The 16,761-nt window shown below is 34.9% G+C and carries 16 protein-coding genes and 2 pseudogenes; 6 read left to right on the forward strand and 12 right to left on the reverse strand.

Annotated elements, in window-relative coordinates; translation table 11 throughout:
- The first annotated feature begins 1 nt into the window (after position 1).
- A protein-coding gene (locus IGI73_RS16345) for an IS3 family transposase (protein WP_438759307.1) occupies positions 2 to 1,140 on the forward strand; the annotation gives its coding sequence in 2 pieces (ribosomal slippage) (positions 2 to 281 and positions 281 to 1,140; 1,140 coding nt in all).
- A gap of 234 nt (positions 1,141 to 1,374) precedes the next feature.
- Here the strand turns inward: IGI73_RS16345 and IGI73_RS16350 are convergent.
- Complete coding sequence (locus tag IGI73_RS16350; protein WP_349702343.1) at positions 1,375 to 1,662, reverse strand: type III secretion system protein PrgN; 288 nt, start codon at positions 1,660 to 1,662, stop codon at positions 1,375 to 1,377.
- Between the two features lie 135 nt (positions 1,663 to 1,797).
- Positions 1,798 to 3,297, reverse strand: coding sequence for a primase C-terminal domain-containing protein (locus tag IGI73_RS16355; RefSeq protein WP_438759308.1), 1,500 nt, complete (start codon positions 3,295 to 3,297; stop codon positions 1,798 to 1,800).
- A 687-nt stretch (positions 3,298 to 3,984) separates the two neighbouring features.
- Between IGI73_RS16355 and IGI73_RS16360 the strand changes: the two genes are divergently transcribed.
- Positions 3,985 to 4,806 (forward strand): ParA family protein, encoded by an 822-nt coding sequence (locus IGI73_RS16360; RefSeq protein ID WP_002298756.1) that lies wholly within the window; start codon positions 3,985 to 3,987, stop codon positions 4,804 to 4,806.
- Between the two features lie 2 nt (positions 4,807 to 4,808).
- A complete protein-coding gene (locus tag IGI73_RS16365; RefSeq protein ID WP_002298757.1) occupies positions 4,809 to 5,213 on the forward strand; it encodes a hypothetical protein in 405 nt (134 codons plus the stop codon).
- A gap of 147 nt (positions 5,214 to 5,360) precedes the next feature.
- On the opposite strand, the gene IGI73_RS16370 is transcribed toward IGI73_RS16365, so the two are convergent.
- The 4 genes from IGI73_RS16370 to IGI73_RS16385 form a co-directional block, all read right to left on the reverse strand.
- On the reverse strand, positions 5,361 to 5,726 hold the full coding sequence (locus IGI73_RS16370) for a hypothetical protein (RefSeq protein WP_002298758.1): 366 nt from the start codon (positions 5,724 to 5,726) through the stop codon (positions 5,361 to 5,363).
- 15 nt (positions 5,727 to 5,741) lie between these two features.
- Positions 5,742 to 7,013, reverse strand: coding sequence for a Y-family DNA polymerase (locus IGI73_RS16375; protein ID WP_438759309.1), 1,272 nt, complete (start codon positions 7,011 to 7,013; stop codon positions 5,742 to 5,744).
- Between the two features lie 243 nt (positions 7,014 to 7,256).
- Complete coding sequence (locus IGI73_RS16380) at positions 7,257 to 7,457, reverse strand: hypothetical protein (protein WP_438759310.1); 201 nt, start codon at positions 7,455 to 7,457, stop codon at positions 7,257 to 7,259.
- A gap of 103 nt (positions 7,458 to 7,560) precedes the next feature.
- Positions 7,561 to 7,884, reverse strand: a complete 324-nt coding sequence (locus IGI73_RS16385; RefSeq protein WP_438759311.1) for a hypothetical protein — start codon at positions 7,882 to 7,884, stop codon at positions 7,561 to 7,563.
- 161 nt (positions 7,885 to 8,045) lie between these two features.
- Between IGI73_RS16385 and IGI73_RS16390 the strand changes: the two genes are divergently transcribed.
- Together IGI73_RS16390 and IGI73_RS16395 are read left to right on the forward strand one after the other, a co-directional pair.
- The gene (locus IGI73_RS16390; protein ID WP_002345745.1) at positions 8,046 to 8,660 is read left to right on the forward strand and encodes a recombinase family protein; all 615 of its coding nucleotides are present in this window, start codon (positions 8,046 to 8,048) and stop codon (positions 8,658 to 8,660) included.
- Positions 8,661 to 9,083: 423 nt separating this feature from the next.
- Positions 9,084 to 10,073: pseudogene (locus IGI73_RS16395) on the forward strand (IS30 family transposase).
- Between the two features lie 213 nt (positions 10,074 to 10,286).
- On the opposite strand, the gene IGI73_RS16400 reads toward IGI73_RS16395, so the two are convergent.
- From IGI73_RS16400 to IGI73_RS16425, 6 genes and pseudogenes are all read right to left on the reverse strand, one after another.
- Positions 10,287 to 10,883, reverse strand: a complete 597-nt coding sequence (locus tag IGI73_RS16400; RefSeq protein WP_005237668.1) for a PBECR4 domain-containing protein — start codon at positions 10,881 to 10,883, stop codon at positions 10,287 to 10,289.
- Between the two features lie 216 nt (positions 10,884 to 11,099).
- A complete protein-coding gene (locus IGI73_RS16405) occupies positions 11,100 to 12,224 on the reverse strand; it encodes an AAA family ATPase (RefSeq protein WP_270375997.1) in 1,125 nt (374 codons plus the stop codon).
- Position 12,225: 1 nt separating this feature from the next.
- The gene (locus IGI73_RS16410) at positions 12,226 to 12,951 is read right to left on the reverse strand and encodes a DUF6414 family protein (RefSeq protein ID WP_016630100.1); all 726 of its coding nucleotides are present in this window, start codon (positions 12,949 to 12,951) and stop codon (positions 12,226 to 12,228) included.
- 12 nt (positions 12,952 to 12,963) lie between these two features.
- On the reverse strand, positions 12,964 to 13,686 hold the full coding sequence (locus IGI73_RS16415; RefSeq protein WP_016630099.1) for a toll/interleukin-1 receptor domain-containing protein: 723 nt from the start codon (positions 13,684 to 13,686) through the stop codon (positions 12,964 to 12,966).
- Between the two features lie 173 nt (positions 13,687 to 13,859).
- Positions 13,860 to 14,553, reverse strand: a pseudogene (locus IGI73_RS16420) (hypothetical protein).
- A 48-nt stretch (positions 14,554 to 14,601) separates the two neighbouring features.
- Positions 14,602 to 15,201, reverse strand: a complete 600-nt coding sequence (locus IGI73_RS16425; protein ID WP_420976008.1) for a tyrosine-type recombinase/integrase — start codon at positions 15,199 to 15,201, stop codon at positions 14,602 to 14,604.
- A 606-nt stretch (positions 15,202 to 15,807) separates the two neighbouring features.
- On the opposite strand from IGI73_RS16425, the gene IGI73_RS16430 reads away from it, so the two are divergent.
- The gene (locus tag IGI73_RS16430; protein ID WP_438759312.1) at positions 15,808 to 16,488 is read left to right on the forward strand and encodes an IS6 family transposase; all 681 of its coding nucleotides are present in this window, start codon (positions 15,808 to 15,810) and stop codon (positions 16,486 to 16,488) included.
- Positions 16,489 to 16,761 lie beyond the last annotated feature (273 nt).

Here is a 16,761-nt window from a genome sequence, read left to right on the forward strand (position 1 = left end):
CATGTCGCAAAGAAGAGAACGCAGAACCTACACGCAAGAATTTAAACAACAAATGGTCGACTTATTAAATTTGGGGAAACCAAGAGCCGACATCATCAGAGAATATGAACTAACACCATCGTCCTTTGACAAATGGGTCCGTCAGGCAAAACAGACAGGTTCATTCAAAGAAGCCGATAATCTTACTCCAGCGGAAAAAGAGCTTATAGCCTTACGCAAACGAAACCAACAACTTGAGATGGAGAATGATATTTTAAAGCAAGCAGCGCTGATATTCGGACGAAAAGACAAGTAATCGATGCAAATAAGCATACCTACTCCATATCAGCGATGTGCAAATTGTTAAATATCTCCCGTCAGACGTATTACTACAAAACAAAGGAAAAGCCTAATGAAGCTTCGCTCGAAGAGGCCGTAACAGAAGAATTCGATCGTAGCCGCAAGAACTATGGTACGCGGAAAATCAAAGCTGCTCTGGCAAAACGTGATATCTTCGTTAGTCGTCGCAAAATCGGTCAAATCATGAACAGACGAGGGTTGAAATCAAATTATACAAAGGCGAATTATCGAAAGCATACATCAAATGTAAATCCCTCCGATATTGGCAACACCTTGAATCGTATCTTCACTGACCGTGAACCTTTGGAAGCAATCATCACGGATCTGACCTATGTAAGAGTTGGCACAACGTGGTGTTATGTTTGTTTCATTATTGATTTATTCAATCGTGAGATCATTGGTCATTCCTGTGGTCCAAACAAAGATGCAGCGTTGGTCAAACGTGCATTTCAAACTATCTCCCACCCTTTGACTGAAGTCAAAATCTTCCATACAGATCGAGGGAAGGAATTTGATAATAAACTAATTGATACGATCTTAAAGACATTTGCCATCGAACGATCACTGAGCAAGAAAGGTTGTCCTTATGATAATGCAGTGGCAGAATCAACCTATAAATCATTCAAAGCAGAATTTGTTTATCCGAACACATTTGACACATTGAATCAACTCAAACTGCAATTATTTGATTACGTCAATTGGTGGAATTATCTTCGGTTACACGGTTCTTTGGGATATGAGACACCAATCAGCATTCGAAATCGGAGATTGGCGGAGCAGATCCTTGAGAATGAGCATTGATGTAGTAGCGTTGCGTAGTGGCCGATACATTTGCTTGTAGCTTCGCCACGGTTGATTCACGTCCATGGAGGCTCGTTGTCAAGGACAATCGGATTAGATAACAAGCACCTGATTTTTACACTTTATAATTTTTGTCAAAAAAAGGGTTGCCATTCCATTTATTAAGTTACATTTCCTATATCACTTAACAAACACGTAAAAAAACTAAAATACAACGAAGAATGATAGACAGAACTAATTAATTTGTTCTTTTTCTTTTTTTGGATTAATACTCTTTAAGAACTTCTCCTCCAATACCAATAAATGACGATAAACATCATCCATCGACCAGCCTGAAGAAAGACTAAGACAATATAAAAAATCACAAGGCAACGTCTTTACGGTACGGTTTCTTGTTACCCAGCTTGCTACTGTACTCTGCTTATAGCCATGCAACTCACAAAATTGCTCTACTGTCATCCCTAGCCGCGAAATAATAAATACATTGATCGGGTAGGGATATACAAAGGTATTGATACTCATAGTCAGAAAGACCTCCCACCATATTATTACGTTTGCGATAATAGTACTACTCTTTCTTAAGACCAGCAAGCAAGGCGGAGAAAAAAAGGAACGTATTACAGATATAATGTAATAGGCAATTTGCACCTTTTAATTTTAACCTGTATCGATCATGAACAGATCTGTTTGCACGCCGATCTTATTGGGTTCTATCAAGCGTTTCAGTGCTGTCTGGATAAACCTGTATTCTTTTCCAAAAGCTTCTGAGATCGCAGCGAAATAAGCCCCCCGGCTTTCTTTTTTTAGCCGGATAACGGAGCGCATCAATCCATGTATCGAAGCTAGCATAATACCTCCATTACGACCAGCACGAACACGAAAATGAATTTTGTTCTCTTCTCTTAACTGCTTCAGTACTTTGTCCAGGGAACGTTTTGGGATCTTTAAACGTTCAGTTAACTCTTTTTTTGTAGAAATAATGTATGGTTGTTCTTCATAGGATTGCTCATTCAAATAGGACAGTAGATCTTCTGCCCATTCATGACTATGTGAATACTTGCGAATAGCTCTTTCTTTCTTGAATTTCCACCAACCTCGTTTTTTGTTGAATAGTTGCTCTTCAGAAAGATTGGCATCGACCCACTCTTGGCATAATAGGATAATTTTTTCTCTGTGCGCTGCTTGATATTTTCCGGAGTAAGCGGAACGAATGATTCTGGTTAATTCTCGATCAGATAAAGGGTTAGCCAAGCGGTCATTGAATTCTAACATCGTCAATTCACATGCTTCTACTTCGTATCCTGACGAAAAGTATGCCAAAGACAAGGTGAATATGACATTATTTCGACCGTATACGCCCTTTTCACCTTGTATTTTTTGACTTTTTAGCAACAGCTGGAACCAAGGTTCATCAACTTGACGAAATTCTTGAGTAGATGGCAATACAAAAACGTTCTTGATCTCCGCTTTTTTGTCCGCATCTTCTCTCATTGACCAGTCGATCCATTCTTCGAAACTATAACGATACTGTGGTTCAAAGAATAAAACATTCTCTTCAGAAGGCATTCGTGTGATTCCAAAATGATTGGCATTTACATCAACAGGAAACCGATAATCATTTGAAAATTTGTTTCTTAGATTTTTTGAGATCATTTTAGCCACATTGATCACTTTAAAATTTGATTTCTTCGTCACGTATGCAGGCTTGTCTAGTACATAGAAAGCTTGAAATCCATGCGGTGTACGTAAAATCATTGTAGGCATAAAGCCGATCTCGTGACTGGCTAAGATAATTTCTCCGTAGTTAAAGTTTGGATCCAATGTATCAAAATCAACAAAGAAAGTATTGATTTGGCGTAAATTGTCCTCCGAATGACCTTTTGTAAACATTCTGGCTTCATCAGCATACGTTCCATAGCGAAATACATTTGGTGTCCAATGAGTGAATCGATTATTGTTTTCGATCACCCCTTCTTCTGAAGTAATCACTAGTCCAATCCCCTCGATCATGTGTTCCTTTGAACGGTACGCAAAAATCGCCCCTCTCCCCGACTGATCTGTGTAAGAGATAGGTTTAAGGCGGCTATTTTTAAATTTAAATTTACGAATCCCGTTCTGTAAAATAGTCGAGTATACAACATCTAAATCATATGCCATGGTTGCTGATCCTTTCCAAACAAAAAAGAGAACACAAATAATCTTTCGATTTGTGTTCTCTCAATGGCTTAGAACGTCATAATTTCGTTAAAATGCATGACAAATAAGCATGTATATATTGAGTTGCCCGTCAAAAAATGGTAATATAATCCTATAAGTTCAGATTCCCAGTCTGAACTGATTATCCAATCACATAAGTGGTTTCCAGCCACTTACATAACTACCGAGACGAGCGAGAACACATAGGTTTGTATGTGATTCAGAAAAATAGGTGAGGTCCAATTCACTTATTTTTCCGTCTCTTTTTTTACTGTTTATTTTTCTTTTAGACTACAGAACATTCTTCAACTTGTAAAGAACTATTTTTAACAATGGTTTGCAACAGTATACTTTTGAACTTTTTTAATGGTATACCAGTATACTTCTACACTTATTACGGTGTATCAGTATACTGGTATACTTTTTTCGTTTTGTGATTAAAGTATTTACATATCGGTGCTTCCTGAATCTATATAGGAACTTTTTTATATTATTTCCTTTAAATTCGCAGTATACCAGTATACTTAATAACACCTTTAGTATACTGGTATACTTTTACACCAATCTACTTTTGCAATTATTTTCTTTACAAGTAAACTCCACACTGGTATACTTATGATATATTATTAATCAATCGGAGGTCTATTCATGGGAAAAGTATATGTCGTGGGAAATTTTAAAGGCGGAGTAGGAAAAACTAAATCAGTAACTATGCTTGCATATGAAAGTGCTGTAATCAATAACAAAAAAACATTAGTAGTTGACTTAGATCCACAAGGAAACGCAACGAGTATTTTAGCTAAAACAGGTGAGCTTGAAGAAATTACAAAGAGTATCACTACTGGATTTGAGGAAGGAGACTTAAGTACTCAAATTACACCTATCATGAGTAACTTAGACTTAATTGCATCCAATACCACCTTTAGAAACCTAACAAAAATACTAATGAATCGTTTCCCGAATGATGAAATTAAGCAAATTACCTACTTGAAAGAGCTACTGAAACCATTGAAAGAAGTCTATGACGCTATTTATATAGACGTGCCACCTACAATATCTGATTATAGTGATAATGCTATGCTTGCAGCTGATTACTGTATCATTGTGTTACAAACTCAAGAATTATCTCTGGACGGTGCTCAAACCTATATTGCTTACATGCAATATCTTGCAGACACTTACGATAATGATTTACAAGTACTAGGGATTATACCTTGCATGCTAAGACCCGGCGGACGAGTAGATACTAAAGTACTTGATCAAGCAAAAGAGTTATATGGAGGAAATGTTCTGGATACAATCGTTAAGTATCAAGAAAGATTAAAGGTTTACGATGTTGAAGGTATACGTGTTTCGTATTCTTATACTGGAAAACCAGATGGATGGGATATTAAAGCTCATCAGGTATTTATCGATGTTTTAAATGAGTTAGACCGACATGAGGAAATACTAGAATCTCTGGAGGATTAAATATGTCTGAAAATTTCAAGCCAATAATAAGCAATAAGAATAACAAATCTTCTTTACAATCAAAAAAGGTCGAAATAAAAGGAAAAACAGATTTTGGTAGAACCTCTTCTATCACTCCTATAAATAATACGAATACAGAGACTATAAAGAAAGAATCTATTACGAATCCGACTGCAAAAGATAAAAGATTTTCAGCAACCCTAACACAAAAAGTATCGCCTTCTGTTAATTTGAAAATGAACACTCTTAGACCATTTCTGGGCGAATTAGAAAATATGCCTAAGGCCACAATTAATGAGATAGTAGACTTAGTTATAGATAGTTACGTAAACACACGGCTATCAACAAGACAGCAAGAAGCATTTAAAGCAATGTATGAAACTCAGTTGAAAATGCTTAATAAGTAGAAAAGTATACCAGTATACTTTTCTACTTAAGAGATAGACTTATTATATAGGGATTTTATAAACTTTATCTAATATAAGATATATAAGGAAAGCGAAAGTATACTAGTATACTTTCGCTTTCCTTATTGTGTAATCATAATATTAGTTCTAAAATTCTTTGCTAGATTGCCACTTTATATGACTGTATAAGCAAACATTACGAATCTCATCGTAGCCGATTTTTGTTTCTTCTATATATATTCCTAATTCGTCGAAACCTTTAATCTTGCCAATGATATCAGGATAGTAATTGCCATTTAGGTCTCTGGCTTCCATCTGAATACAGACTGATTTATCCTTCAGTCTTGCTTCCTCCATAATTTTATTGATCTCATCCAGTTCCATTTGTGGTTTCTGGGAAGGGGAGGTTAGCCGCTTTTTATCATCCTTGTTCATTAAGTCTGTATGCTCAGACAGATAGAATCCTGCCCACTTCACCATTCCGCGATCATCGTACGAATCACCATAACTCATTTTTAATCTTCCTTTCTAATGGCCGCCGACTTTCGTGCTGCGGCTAACAGCTGTCGCCCCAGGCAACAACGAACTAGCATGGATCAAAGCCTTAAAGCCATATCTGTTTCTAATTTCATCACATAGGAAATCGAGTTTTTCTTGCTGAATTGTTTTTTCTGGATCAGAAAATAGATCCAGCTGTAAACTCGTCTGATAAACGAGTTTTGAACAGGATACACCGACATGCCGTACCGCATAACCAGTGTAGTGTTCCTCAAACAGCTGTAGAAGGTAATTAGTGATTTGTTTTGTGTTGGACGTTGCTGGCACCTTCATTTGGCGCGAAAACCCTGGTAACAACTCACCGTGAGAGTAGCCGATAGAAAGGGCGATTGATTCGGTTTGAGCATGTTCTTTTCGTAGCCTTGATCCGACCAAATCAGCCATTTCACGTATGATAATCATTACTTCTTTTTTATCTGTATAATCCTTCATAAGAATTTGAGAATTGGAAATACTCTTTTCTAGGACTTTATATTTCTTATCAATCTCGCTGCGATCGATCCCATTTGCGTGAGCGTGCAACTGAAGCCCAATCACACCCATAGAAGCCTTCAGTCTGGAAGGGGGGGTATTTGCAAGTTCTTCGACCGTAGTGATTCCACGTTTCCATAGATTTTTTGCCGTACGGTGACCAATGCCCCAAAAATCAGTCAGACTTTTGATTTTCCAAACTGTAGAAGGGACGTCCTCATAACGCCATTCTGCAATCATATCTGGATTCTTCTTTGCTGCATTGTCCAATGCAAGTTTGGCCAATAACATATTATCGCCAATCCCAACAGTGGTATAGATTCCCGTTTCCTCGAGTATCCTTTGCATTAAGGCTTTTGCGAATTGTTTAGTACGACAATTTCCGTGGAGGTTTTTAACTTTGTCAAAGCGTACAAAGAGTTCATCAATACTATAAACATGAATGTCATCATCAGAAACATACCGACGAATAATATTTACGATTTTTATGTTTGTTTCGATATATAAGTTCATTCGGGGTGGCACACATATCAAATCTTTATGATCCGGTAGCTCATATTTTCTCGTGACGTTGGAAATACCTAATTCTTTTTTTGCGGCAGGAGAGGCGGCCAAGACAAGTCCACCTGGTCGATCAGATCCAGATAATACCACTAGCATGGTCGTCAAAGGGTTTAAGCCTCTTTCTACGCATTCCACGGAGCTGTAAAAACTTTTACAGTCGATACATAAGTAATCGCCACGGGGTTCAAAACGATAATCGAAATACATAAAAAACCCTCCTTTATCACAGTTCATTATACGAACTAATGTTCGTTCCGTAAAGAGGGAGGGACTAGCTTATTTTTTTATAAAAACGTGAGACCATTGGCAATACGTGTTTCCAAATATTCTGAAGCATTACTTAAAGAGGGATTATCCAGCGATATTTCTTCAAATGAGCTTAGAATTGCCTTGAGACAATCAATAAATAGCAAAACAAGCGAATCGAGTGAAGGATTCGCTTGTTTATGATCAACTCTGTTTAATTTTGTCTAGTATCACTTCAAATGTTTCAAAGGTATCTATATCTAACTGGCACAACCAAAGCAGATACTTCTTTTCTTTGTAGGTCCAATTAATAGTAGGGTAGGAGGACATCAGATTGTTGTATCCTGCTCTTTGCTCACTTGAAGCCAGCTGCCAGCGTTTCTCAAATATTTTTTGTTCTTCCATTATCGATCCCCCAAAAAGAGCGCTGCCTGAAACTTCAATAACGGGCAGCGCAGGCCTAATTACTCAGATCTAAGTATAGCATATCAAATACATATGAAAAAACTTAGAAGGTAGTAAAGGTTCTCCCGTTTTTTGATTTGCTCCTATTTTTAATGTGTCTCGTTATGGTTGCCCTACAAAGATTTTCATTAATGACACACTCATTTATTGTTGCGTACGCTCTGACATTACTTTCTTGATCAATCACTTTTATTCCTTTGGCATCCTGATAGTTCATAGGAGAAGAGCGGCCATCAGAAATTGTTGCTCCTATCTTTTGAACTTCTTTTACAATTTCTGGAAAATCCACCCATCCTGCTTCAGCTGTCAAATGTAATAATCTATAGTACTTATCTTTTCTTTTCAATCTAGGAAATCGCCACTCCATTCTTTTTCTTCTATTATAAACTATTTAGCTTTTATAATTCAAAGTACGGATGTATGTTTAAAGTGTACCCTAAATACACATTGATATTATGTTGAAAAATCTAGCGTTCTGACGTATGATTAGGGTGTATTTTAAATACTTAAGAAAAGTAGGAAATAAATTTGAAAATTGCTTATATTCGAGTTTCATCCATCGATCAAAATGAACAACGCCAAATTGAAGAAATGGAAAAGTTTGGCGCTGAAAAAATTTTTATAGAAAAGCAATCTGGAGCAACTATCAGTCATCGGCCAATTTTTCAGGAAGCTTTAGATTTTGTCAGAGAGCAAGATATTTTTATTGTAGAAGCCATTGATCGACTTGGACGAAATTATGACGAAATTATCGATTCAGTTAATTATCTAAAGAAGAAGAATGTGCGACTTATTATCACCAGTTTACCAATCATGGCTGAAGCAATCGGAAATCCTCTCCTGGATAAATTCATCAAAGACTTAATCATTCAAATCTTAGCCATGATTGCCGAACAAGAGCGTACTGAATCTAAACGACGCCAGGCACAAGGAATTAAGATTGCTAAAGCAAACGGCGTCTATAAAGGTCGTCCTAAGTTATACAGTGCAGAAACAAAAGATCCTCAGCGACGCCTTGTTTATAAAAGCATCGTTCAGGATCTGGAGAATGGAGTTGCTATCTCAAAGATTGCAAAAGACTATAATGTGACTAGGCAAACAGTTTACCGAATAAAAAAAGAAATGGATCAACTAATTGTATGATTTCTTTTTTAAATCACGTAATTATGAATAGCTTTGTTATCAAGATAGCCAATCAAGTAAAATTCATCTAGCTAAGTTGATTATATTTATGATAACGAGAAATTAGTTGACATAAATATAATCAACACAATAATCATGCTGATTTAAAGCTATTTACCACCGATAACTCCTGGATAGCAAAATAAAGCGCAACAAACCTCCACAAACTTATATTGATGCTCGTTATTTAATATGATACGATGTGCCTGCATACGGTAGGTAATACGATTTGATTATGAACACAGATATGATAGCCTTGTATCGGCTGAGCTGACTTGTCTTAAGTTAGCTCCTAGTTGGAAGCGGATCTCATATCTGTGAAGGTTCATTGTCAAATCATTCGTTGCCGTAGTAATTAATAGAGCAAGGGAGCTAGTTTGATACATGGTATATAAGCATTTAACCGCTGAAGAGCGCGGGAAAATTGAAGCCTATCTTGACGAAGGATTACGACCAGCTGAAATAGCACGTAGATTAGATCGCCATCGTTCAACAATCACTCGGGAGATTCAACGGGGGACTGAAGCTAGAAAAGCCAACAGTATCGCACGGTTGCCTTATCAAGCTTCAAGTGCACAAAATATTGCTAAATTGCGGAAAAAGAACTGTGGAGTTACTAAAAAAGCCACGATTCACAATATAAAAACTATTTTAAAATATCTGAATCTAAAATATTCTCCAGAACAAATTGCACATTCCGTTAAAAGCGTAAAGGTATGTACATCCACGATCTATAACTGGATTTACTCAAAAACCATTGATTTCAACATCAAAAAGCTTAGGAGACATGGAAAAAGATATAAAGTAAAGTCATCTGGATCGAAGATTCGCATTGATCGAGCTTTCTTTGAAAATAGAACCATTGATTTGCGCCCAGAAGCTGTTCAGCTTCGTACAGAATTTGGTCATTGGGAAGCTGATACAGTAGTTTCAAAACGTGGCATATCAACCTGTCTAGCAACTTTTATCGAAAGAAAGACACGACAATACGTAGCGATTAAACTCCCTAATAAAACAGGTCACGCTATGATGGCAGCAATTAAAAAACTAATAGAAATGTATCCTCAAGGGGTAAAATCTATTACTTGTGATCGAGGAACTGAATTTGTAAATTAATTTCAAGTCGGGCTTATTGAAGACACCTTCGGGTGCAACATTTACTATGCAAATCCGTATGCACCTCATGAACGTGGTTCTAACGAAAATCATAATGGATTACTTAGAGAATATTTCCCTAAACCGTTTAATTTTAAGACTGTCTCGCAGCGCATCGTCGATGACGCTGTAGAAAGCTTAAATACTCGACCAAGAAAAATTCTAAAGTGGAAAACACCAGCTCAAAAGTTTAAACTAGAATACGCGAGAATTACATGATATTTTCAAGAGGATATTTCATTTGTTATAAAAATGTTTTTACGAACAATTACAATTTTTTGAATTTTATATAATTATAAAGCTAAGCGAAAGACGAACGATGTTTATCTAATAACAGTGAATAGTTGCACTTAATCTTAACATTCGCCTACCACCGATAACTTTGCATAATATATCTTATGTAAACTAAAAATATTAAAGAGTGAACCTAAATCACTCTTTGTAAGCAGGGTTTTTATACAACACTTCTTCTTCTTCGGAAATTTTATTTATTGCTTTTGCTTGGAGTAATGTGTACTTGATTTGTCCTGATCCGTAGTCAACATTTTTCTTGAAATTTGAAACACATACATAATTAGCAGGCTTTGCTCTATATTCTTCCAAAAATAGATATCCGGAATCAGTTGTATTATAAGTAAATTCAAGAAGATATGTCCATCGAATTTTACTATTAGGAATCATTAGCTTTCTAAATTTAAAAACACTATTTATATTGAAAAATAGGTTTTTTAACGATAAAAGTATTGATATTCTGTCTTGTATTAAAGTATAGAAAGAGGAGGCCTCTAAATCACTTAAGCATATTTCTCTTTCAAGTATTTTTGAAAAAACTATGCTCGCATTTTGCTTATAGACTTGTACTATGTCAGTTAATTTGTGTAAACCAGCCAGATGATGAAAATCACTATCTTCAAAAATAATTGTAAATACTTCTGCCTGGCCTTTTCTTCCTATTGTAATCTCAATTTTATAGGATTTAATTTCTTCAAAAATTTTAGCTGCTTGGTACAATATATCATTATTTTCCATTGATTTTTCCTTACAAAAAAAGAGATTTCTTTCGAAATCTCTAAAAGTTAAAGTATGAGTGTTTTAACTGCTGGTTTGAGGTGTACACACACAACCCTATTAAAGCTCAAATCTCCAGTGCATGCCAGCGCACCGATGATTATCACAGCTAAAGTAGATACTCAAGTTATCTACACTATTATATTCTCATCTTTGCTCTATTTTGTCAAATATTTCTTATGAATTGTCACTAATTATTCGTTTAAATAAAGTAAGGTTTAAATCCTGTTTTATCAAATTATCAATATGTCTAAAGTTCTTTAGCTGATTTCCATAAGAAAGATATTTATCCAACAAGTCTTCTTTATTTCCCAAAAACTTTATTTCTTTTTCAGTTAGTAATTTCCATCTATTTTCAAAAATTCGTTCTATTAATATTTGTTTACTAATTAGAGTTAAATCATTATAAAAAATAATATCATCAAAGCGAAAATAAATAGGATCACCCAGTGCCGATCTTATCTCATTTTCATTTCTGTAATTTGATGTACATATAATAATACTGTTATGCATTTCAACTAAATAGTTTGAGTCTTCAAATACTCCTTCATCGAAAAGTTGATAGAATGCGGTTAAGATCTCAGGATGTGCTTTGTCGAACTCGTCAAAAAGTACTATGTTAGTTTCTCTTTGAATTAAATCTTTTGCTAGGCTTGGTTCATCATGGCTACTGCCAAAGGTATAGCTAAATGATTGATTTGATTTTGACATAGACATTTGTTTCCTAACTAATCCTCCCCCCATAACATTTGATATGATTTTAGCAGTTTCAGTTTTACCTACCCCTGATGCACCATACAACATAAGAACAATAGGTTTTGATTTTTTATTCTTTGTTAACGAATACATATTAGCCATCACTCTATCTAATGCACTATCTTGACCTACAATATTATTTCGTAAATGTCTATTAATCTTTTTCAAATTATTTACATTAATATTTTTATACCTAAATAAAATTTCTTCGTAATCAATATTTCTCTTATAATTGGATCTTATCATATGCAAAACATTTTTAGGTGGGTTTTGCAGAAAGATCCCATCTGAATAATCAAATAAAAGATCCAATATATTTTTAAAATTTTGTACAGCGCCCGTCTTAATAGATGAGTATGCGTTTGTTTCAGCCACGACGATTTCCGAAGAAAGATAATCTTCAACTTTAGTGTAGTCAAACTCTTTAAGAATATTTACGGTAAGTGAGTCAGTAAATCGAATATAATGCTCTAAAGGAATATAGTTCTCAGGAATTTGCTTTTGGAAAAATGTATTGGGTCCAAAAATAATTTTAATTTTAGCCATGTTAGACTACACCTGCCAAAACAATATCATATACATCTAAAATCTCTTTACTGCGATCATCGTGAAATGAAGTCAATACTTCATCATTAACTTTTCTAGCCATATACTGCTGAAAATCTAAATCAGATCTGTCCATCGTCCCGACTTTAAATCCCCAAAATGATAAATTCATTTGTTCCAAATCCGCTACGTTATAATTATTAGAAAAAGCATTATTGTTGAATCTGAAGACCTTGAGAGCTTCATCATCAAATGCTAACATTTCATAATACCCTTTACTAAATTTAAGAGCCTCGTACATCTTAGAGATTGATAATCGAATACCATCACTGATTTCAACGTCTCCTTCTGTCATAACAAGGTATGGTGAAATAGTTTGATAATAAGCAATAGAGTTTTTCTCAGGAAATACTTTATGATTTTCTAATTTACATAAGCCGTTCGATTGCTTACGAGATTCAGAGAGAAAATCAGATAGTAATGCATTAGTAATAGATTTTTGTATTAATTTATCTGCGGATTTTCCCAATTGAGCATTCATATCTACACCGACACCAATAAAACCACTAAATAGTTTTGAAAGTCTTGGAGCAATTCCTATATTCCCTGCAACACTAGCTGATTTCTTTGATTCATTTTTTTCATCATGAATCTCTAATAGAGTTCCATTATTCAGTATGGTTAAATAGTCTGTGATAGTACCCTCATCAAAATAAACTAATTTCATATAGATTCCCCTTCAGATAGCCCAATATTTTTTCCATGTATCTTTAAATTCAAGCATATTTGATGGATCAGATAGTCCTAATTTAGTTATAGACGATGCTAGACCACTCATACTATTTACATCATTGATTTTTGTCATTTGTAAACTTGCCAGCGGGGTATCGCCTAAATCTTTATAATTTGTATCAGTGTATAGAACCGGAAATATTTTTTGATTCAACGCCCAAGCAGCCCCCATTTCGGCTAAAGAAAACTTACTCTCTAAAAAATTTTTTGTGATTAAAAAAATAACCACAGACGAATTTGTAACTTCTTTTTTTATTTTCCCGATAAACTCATCTCCGACTTCAATACTACCATTTAAGGATGTACAAAAAACATCTGCCTTCTTAATATCAAAAGCGCTACTTAAAAAATCAATAAATTTTAAAACTATATCTCTATCTTTTGAGCTGTGACTGATAAAAATTTTTTTCATGTTATTTGCCTCTTTCTGCTCTTTCGAATTCTCTATACATAAAATTGATAATACTTCTTCTAATTGACGCTTAGGATTACTATTCCTAAAAAAATATGCATTCTTAAAGTCTTTTTTTAACACGCTATCGCTGAGACTATTCTGAAAAAAAACATTTACATTTTTCATCCATGATATATATTTAGGATTGTCTTCTAAATTTTTCTCATTCTCTTTTCTTAACTCAACACCGCGGCTTATTAATTCTTCTAAATTCATATACTTCTCCTACATATTTTACCACTATCACAGTAGTTTATTCATAAATTACAAATACAATTTGGGATTGGTTAATAAATTAACATTAAATTTATTTTCATTTGAAATTTGACTAATAGATCAATTGGATTTTTCAAAACGCTAGCCAAAGAAATCACTAACTAACATTTTTATTAAAAATTAATTCCAAAAATACAATTAGAATACATAAAATCCAATATTTTTAAAGTATATATATCTTCTTCACTATTATAATATTCTGATAGCACTTCATTAAACCTTTTAACCATTACTTCTGGAATCGATAATAAGCCTGAACCATGATCAAACATAGTTTTATTTGCAGTAATAAGAGCAGTCCTCTTATTATGATTCCCAAATATTTGATATTTTGAAATAAATAAAAACAGTCGCAACGCTTTTTCAGTTCCTGATACACTTTGGTCCATTAATTTCTGGTATCGATCCCTTACATCTTCTTCAGATAACATTGGTGAAATATATCTTCCTTGAATGGTCGATACTTCGATACCACCAGTTCGTATTTCGGCAGGGAAAAGGGCATCTTCCGCTGCAACGGACCCGATTAATCCGCTTACTTGTCTCTACTAGGGACTCCTGTACGTCATTTAAAAGCATTTCAAAGCCTCTTTTTAAGTTAACGACGGTCAGGACATCATCTACAGCCACGTTATTGGCCCGATTATACTTAATAATCTCTTCTGTTTGTAATAGCGTTGTATTCAATCCTTCAAACTTTCCCGCATTATACACCAGTTCCACAATGTTTTTCTTCAACAAATACACCGATTCTTTGCGAGATAAGTGGTATTTATCAGGAATTGTAGGTCGCTTTTCTTCGTTCATTTTCTCACCTCTTGAATTTTTCCTTCTATTATATAGGGTATTATTCTGTCATAGATCCAAACTCTTTACGGCAGTATCTTTGTCTTCCTGAGTGATCCCAATATAGCGTAAGGTCTCCCGTTGTGAAGAATGATTGAGCAGCGACTGAATAATCTCTGTTTTGGTCCCTTGTTTGTACAAAAAATAGCCGAAGGTCTTGCGCATCGAATGAGGACCAATTTCTTTCAGCCCAACCGCCGTTCCTGCTTCATGAATGATCCGCCAAAGGCTTTGTCGGGTCAAAGGCGTATCTGCTCCTTTTCGACTTGGAAACAAATACTTGCTGAAGTCTTGTGCTTGCAGCTGCTCAGGAAATTCGGATTGAATATAGTCGAGAATCACTTTTCGTAATTTGTTCGAAATGAAGACCGAATTATGTTTGGCCGTTTTTTGTTCCTTCATGGCCAGACGCTCTTTGACAATCACCCGCCCACGAGAAATTTCTAACACATCACTTAATTTCAACTGCCTTAAATCGGAGATTCGATAGGCTGTATTGATCCCGATTGAAAAAAGCACCAAATTTCGTTGCCCATATTTGCCGGAAGCCAAAATTGCTTTCATGGCATCGATCTTTTTTTTGTCACGAATCGGTTCCACGCTCTTCATTTTTAGTCCCCTCTCAAATGTTACTTAATATGATTATAACAGATAATAAGTCACATTTAAACAAGCTATAGAAAAAAGGCCCTAAAAGAAAAGTGATTTCCTCTTAGAGCCTCTAAGGATAGAGCGATTTTAACGAATGTGACAGAATCTGATTGTGTCACATTAGGGTTTTGATATTTTCGGTAAGATTTGATTATCTCAGAACATTAATATTGTCCCTTTAAAAAATTTTGTCAGTACTTTTAAGTTATTCTATTCTGAAAATTCAAAATTTTCAGTCTATATAATTAACTTATATTCAGTTTTACCAAATGATAAGCTTTAAAAAGTATTCAGAATTTAGTCATGTTATGGATCCAATAAAGTAGATATGGAATATTTATTTTCTCTTGTCTAATTTATAAGAATATGATTTGTCAAAGAATTAAAGCTATGAATTATTCAGGAATAAAAATTATTTTTAATAACAACCTATTATCCTTTCCAAGCTTGTAGATATTTTGGTTTAGATGTTTTTTATGTGAGTTCAATTGGTTCTGTTGCAAAGTTTTAAATCTACTATCAAATAAGGTAGAATAATAGAAAAAGATAGCAGGAGGAATGACGATGAATCCTTTTAAAGGAAAGCAATTTCAGAAAGATGTGATTATTGTCGCCGTAGGCTACTACCTTCGGTATAATCTTAGCTATCGTGACGTCCAAGAAATCCTATATGACCGTGGCATTAACGTTTCTCACACCACCATCTACCGCTGGGTACAGGAATATGGAAAACTACTTTACACTATTTGGAAAAAGAAAAATAAACAATCCTTCTATTCGTGGAAGATGGATGAGACCTATATTAAAATCAAAGGGAAATGGCACTATCTTTATCGAGCAATCGATGCAGATGGTTTAACCTTGGATATTTGGTTACGTAAAAAACGGGACACACAAGCAGCCTATGCTTTTCTTAAGCGGTTAGTGAAGCAGTTTGATGAACCGAAGGTTGTAGTCACAGATAAAGCCCCCTCTATTACAAGTGCCTTTAAGAAACTAAAAGAATACGGCTTTTATCAAGGGACAGAACATCGTACCATTAAATACCTGAATAATTTGATTGAACAAGACCATCGTCCAGTAAAGAGACGCAATAAATTCTATCGAAGTTTACGCACTGCCTCTACCACGATTAAAGGCATGGAAGCCATCCGAGGATTATATAAGAAAACCCGAAAAGAAGGCACTCTCTTCGGGTTTTCGGTCTGTACTGAAATCAAGGTATTATTGGGAATCCCAGCTTAAATCATAGATACCGTAAGGGATTTTATTCTTTATTTAAAACTTTGCAACAGAACCGTTCAGGGCGTATGGCGACACAAAACGAAAAAATGGTTTCAATAGATATGCTTTTGAAAAAAGCACTCCATACTCTTGTCTTTTAAGGAAAAACGATTGCGATTATAGGAGTTTTTCTTTTCCCTGCTTTTGTTATTATTCTCTCTTTTCATCAGTAAATGAAAGTCGCTGATAAAAAAAATCAGGACATTTACTCCTTGTCCCCCTTCACAAAACGAA

The sequence above is a fragment of the Enterococcus sp. DIV0755f genome (assembly GCF_051713725.1).
In the GTDB taxonomy this organism is placed as follows: domain Bacteria; phylum Bacillota; class Bacilli; order Lactobacillales; family Enterococcaceae; genus Enterococcus_D; species Enterococcus_D casseliflavus.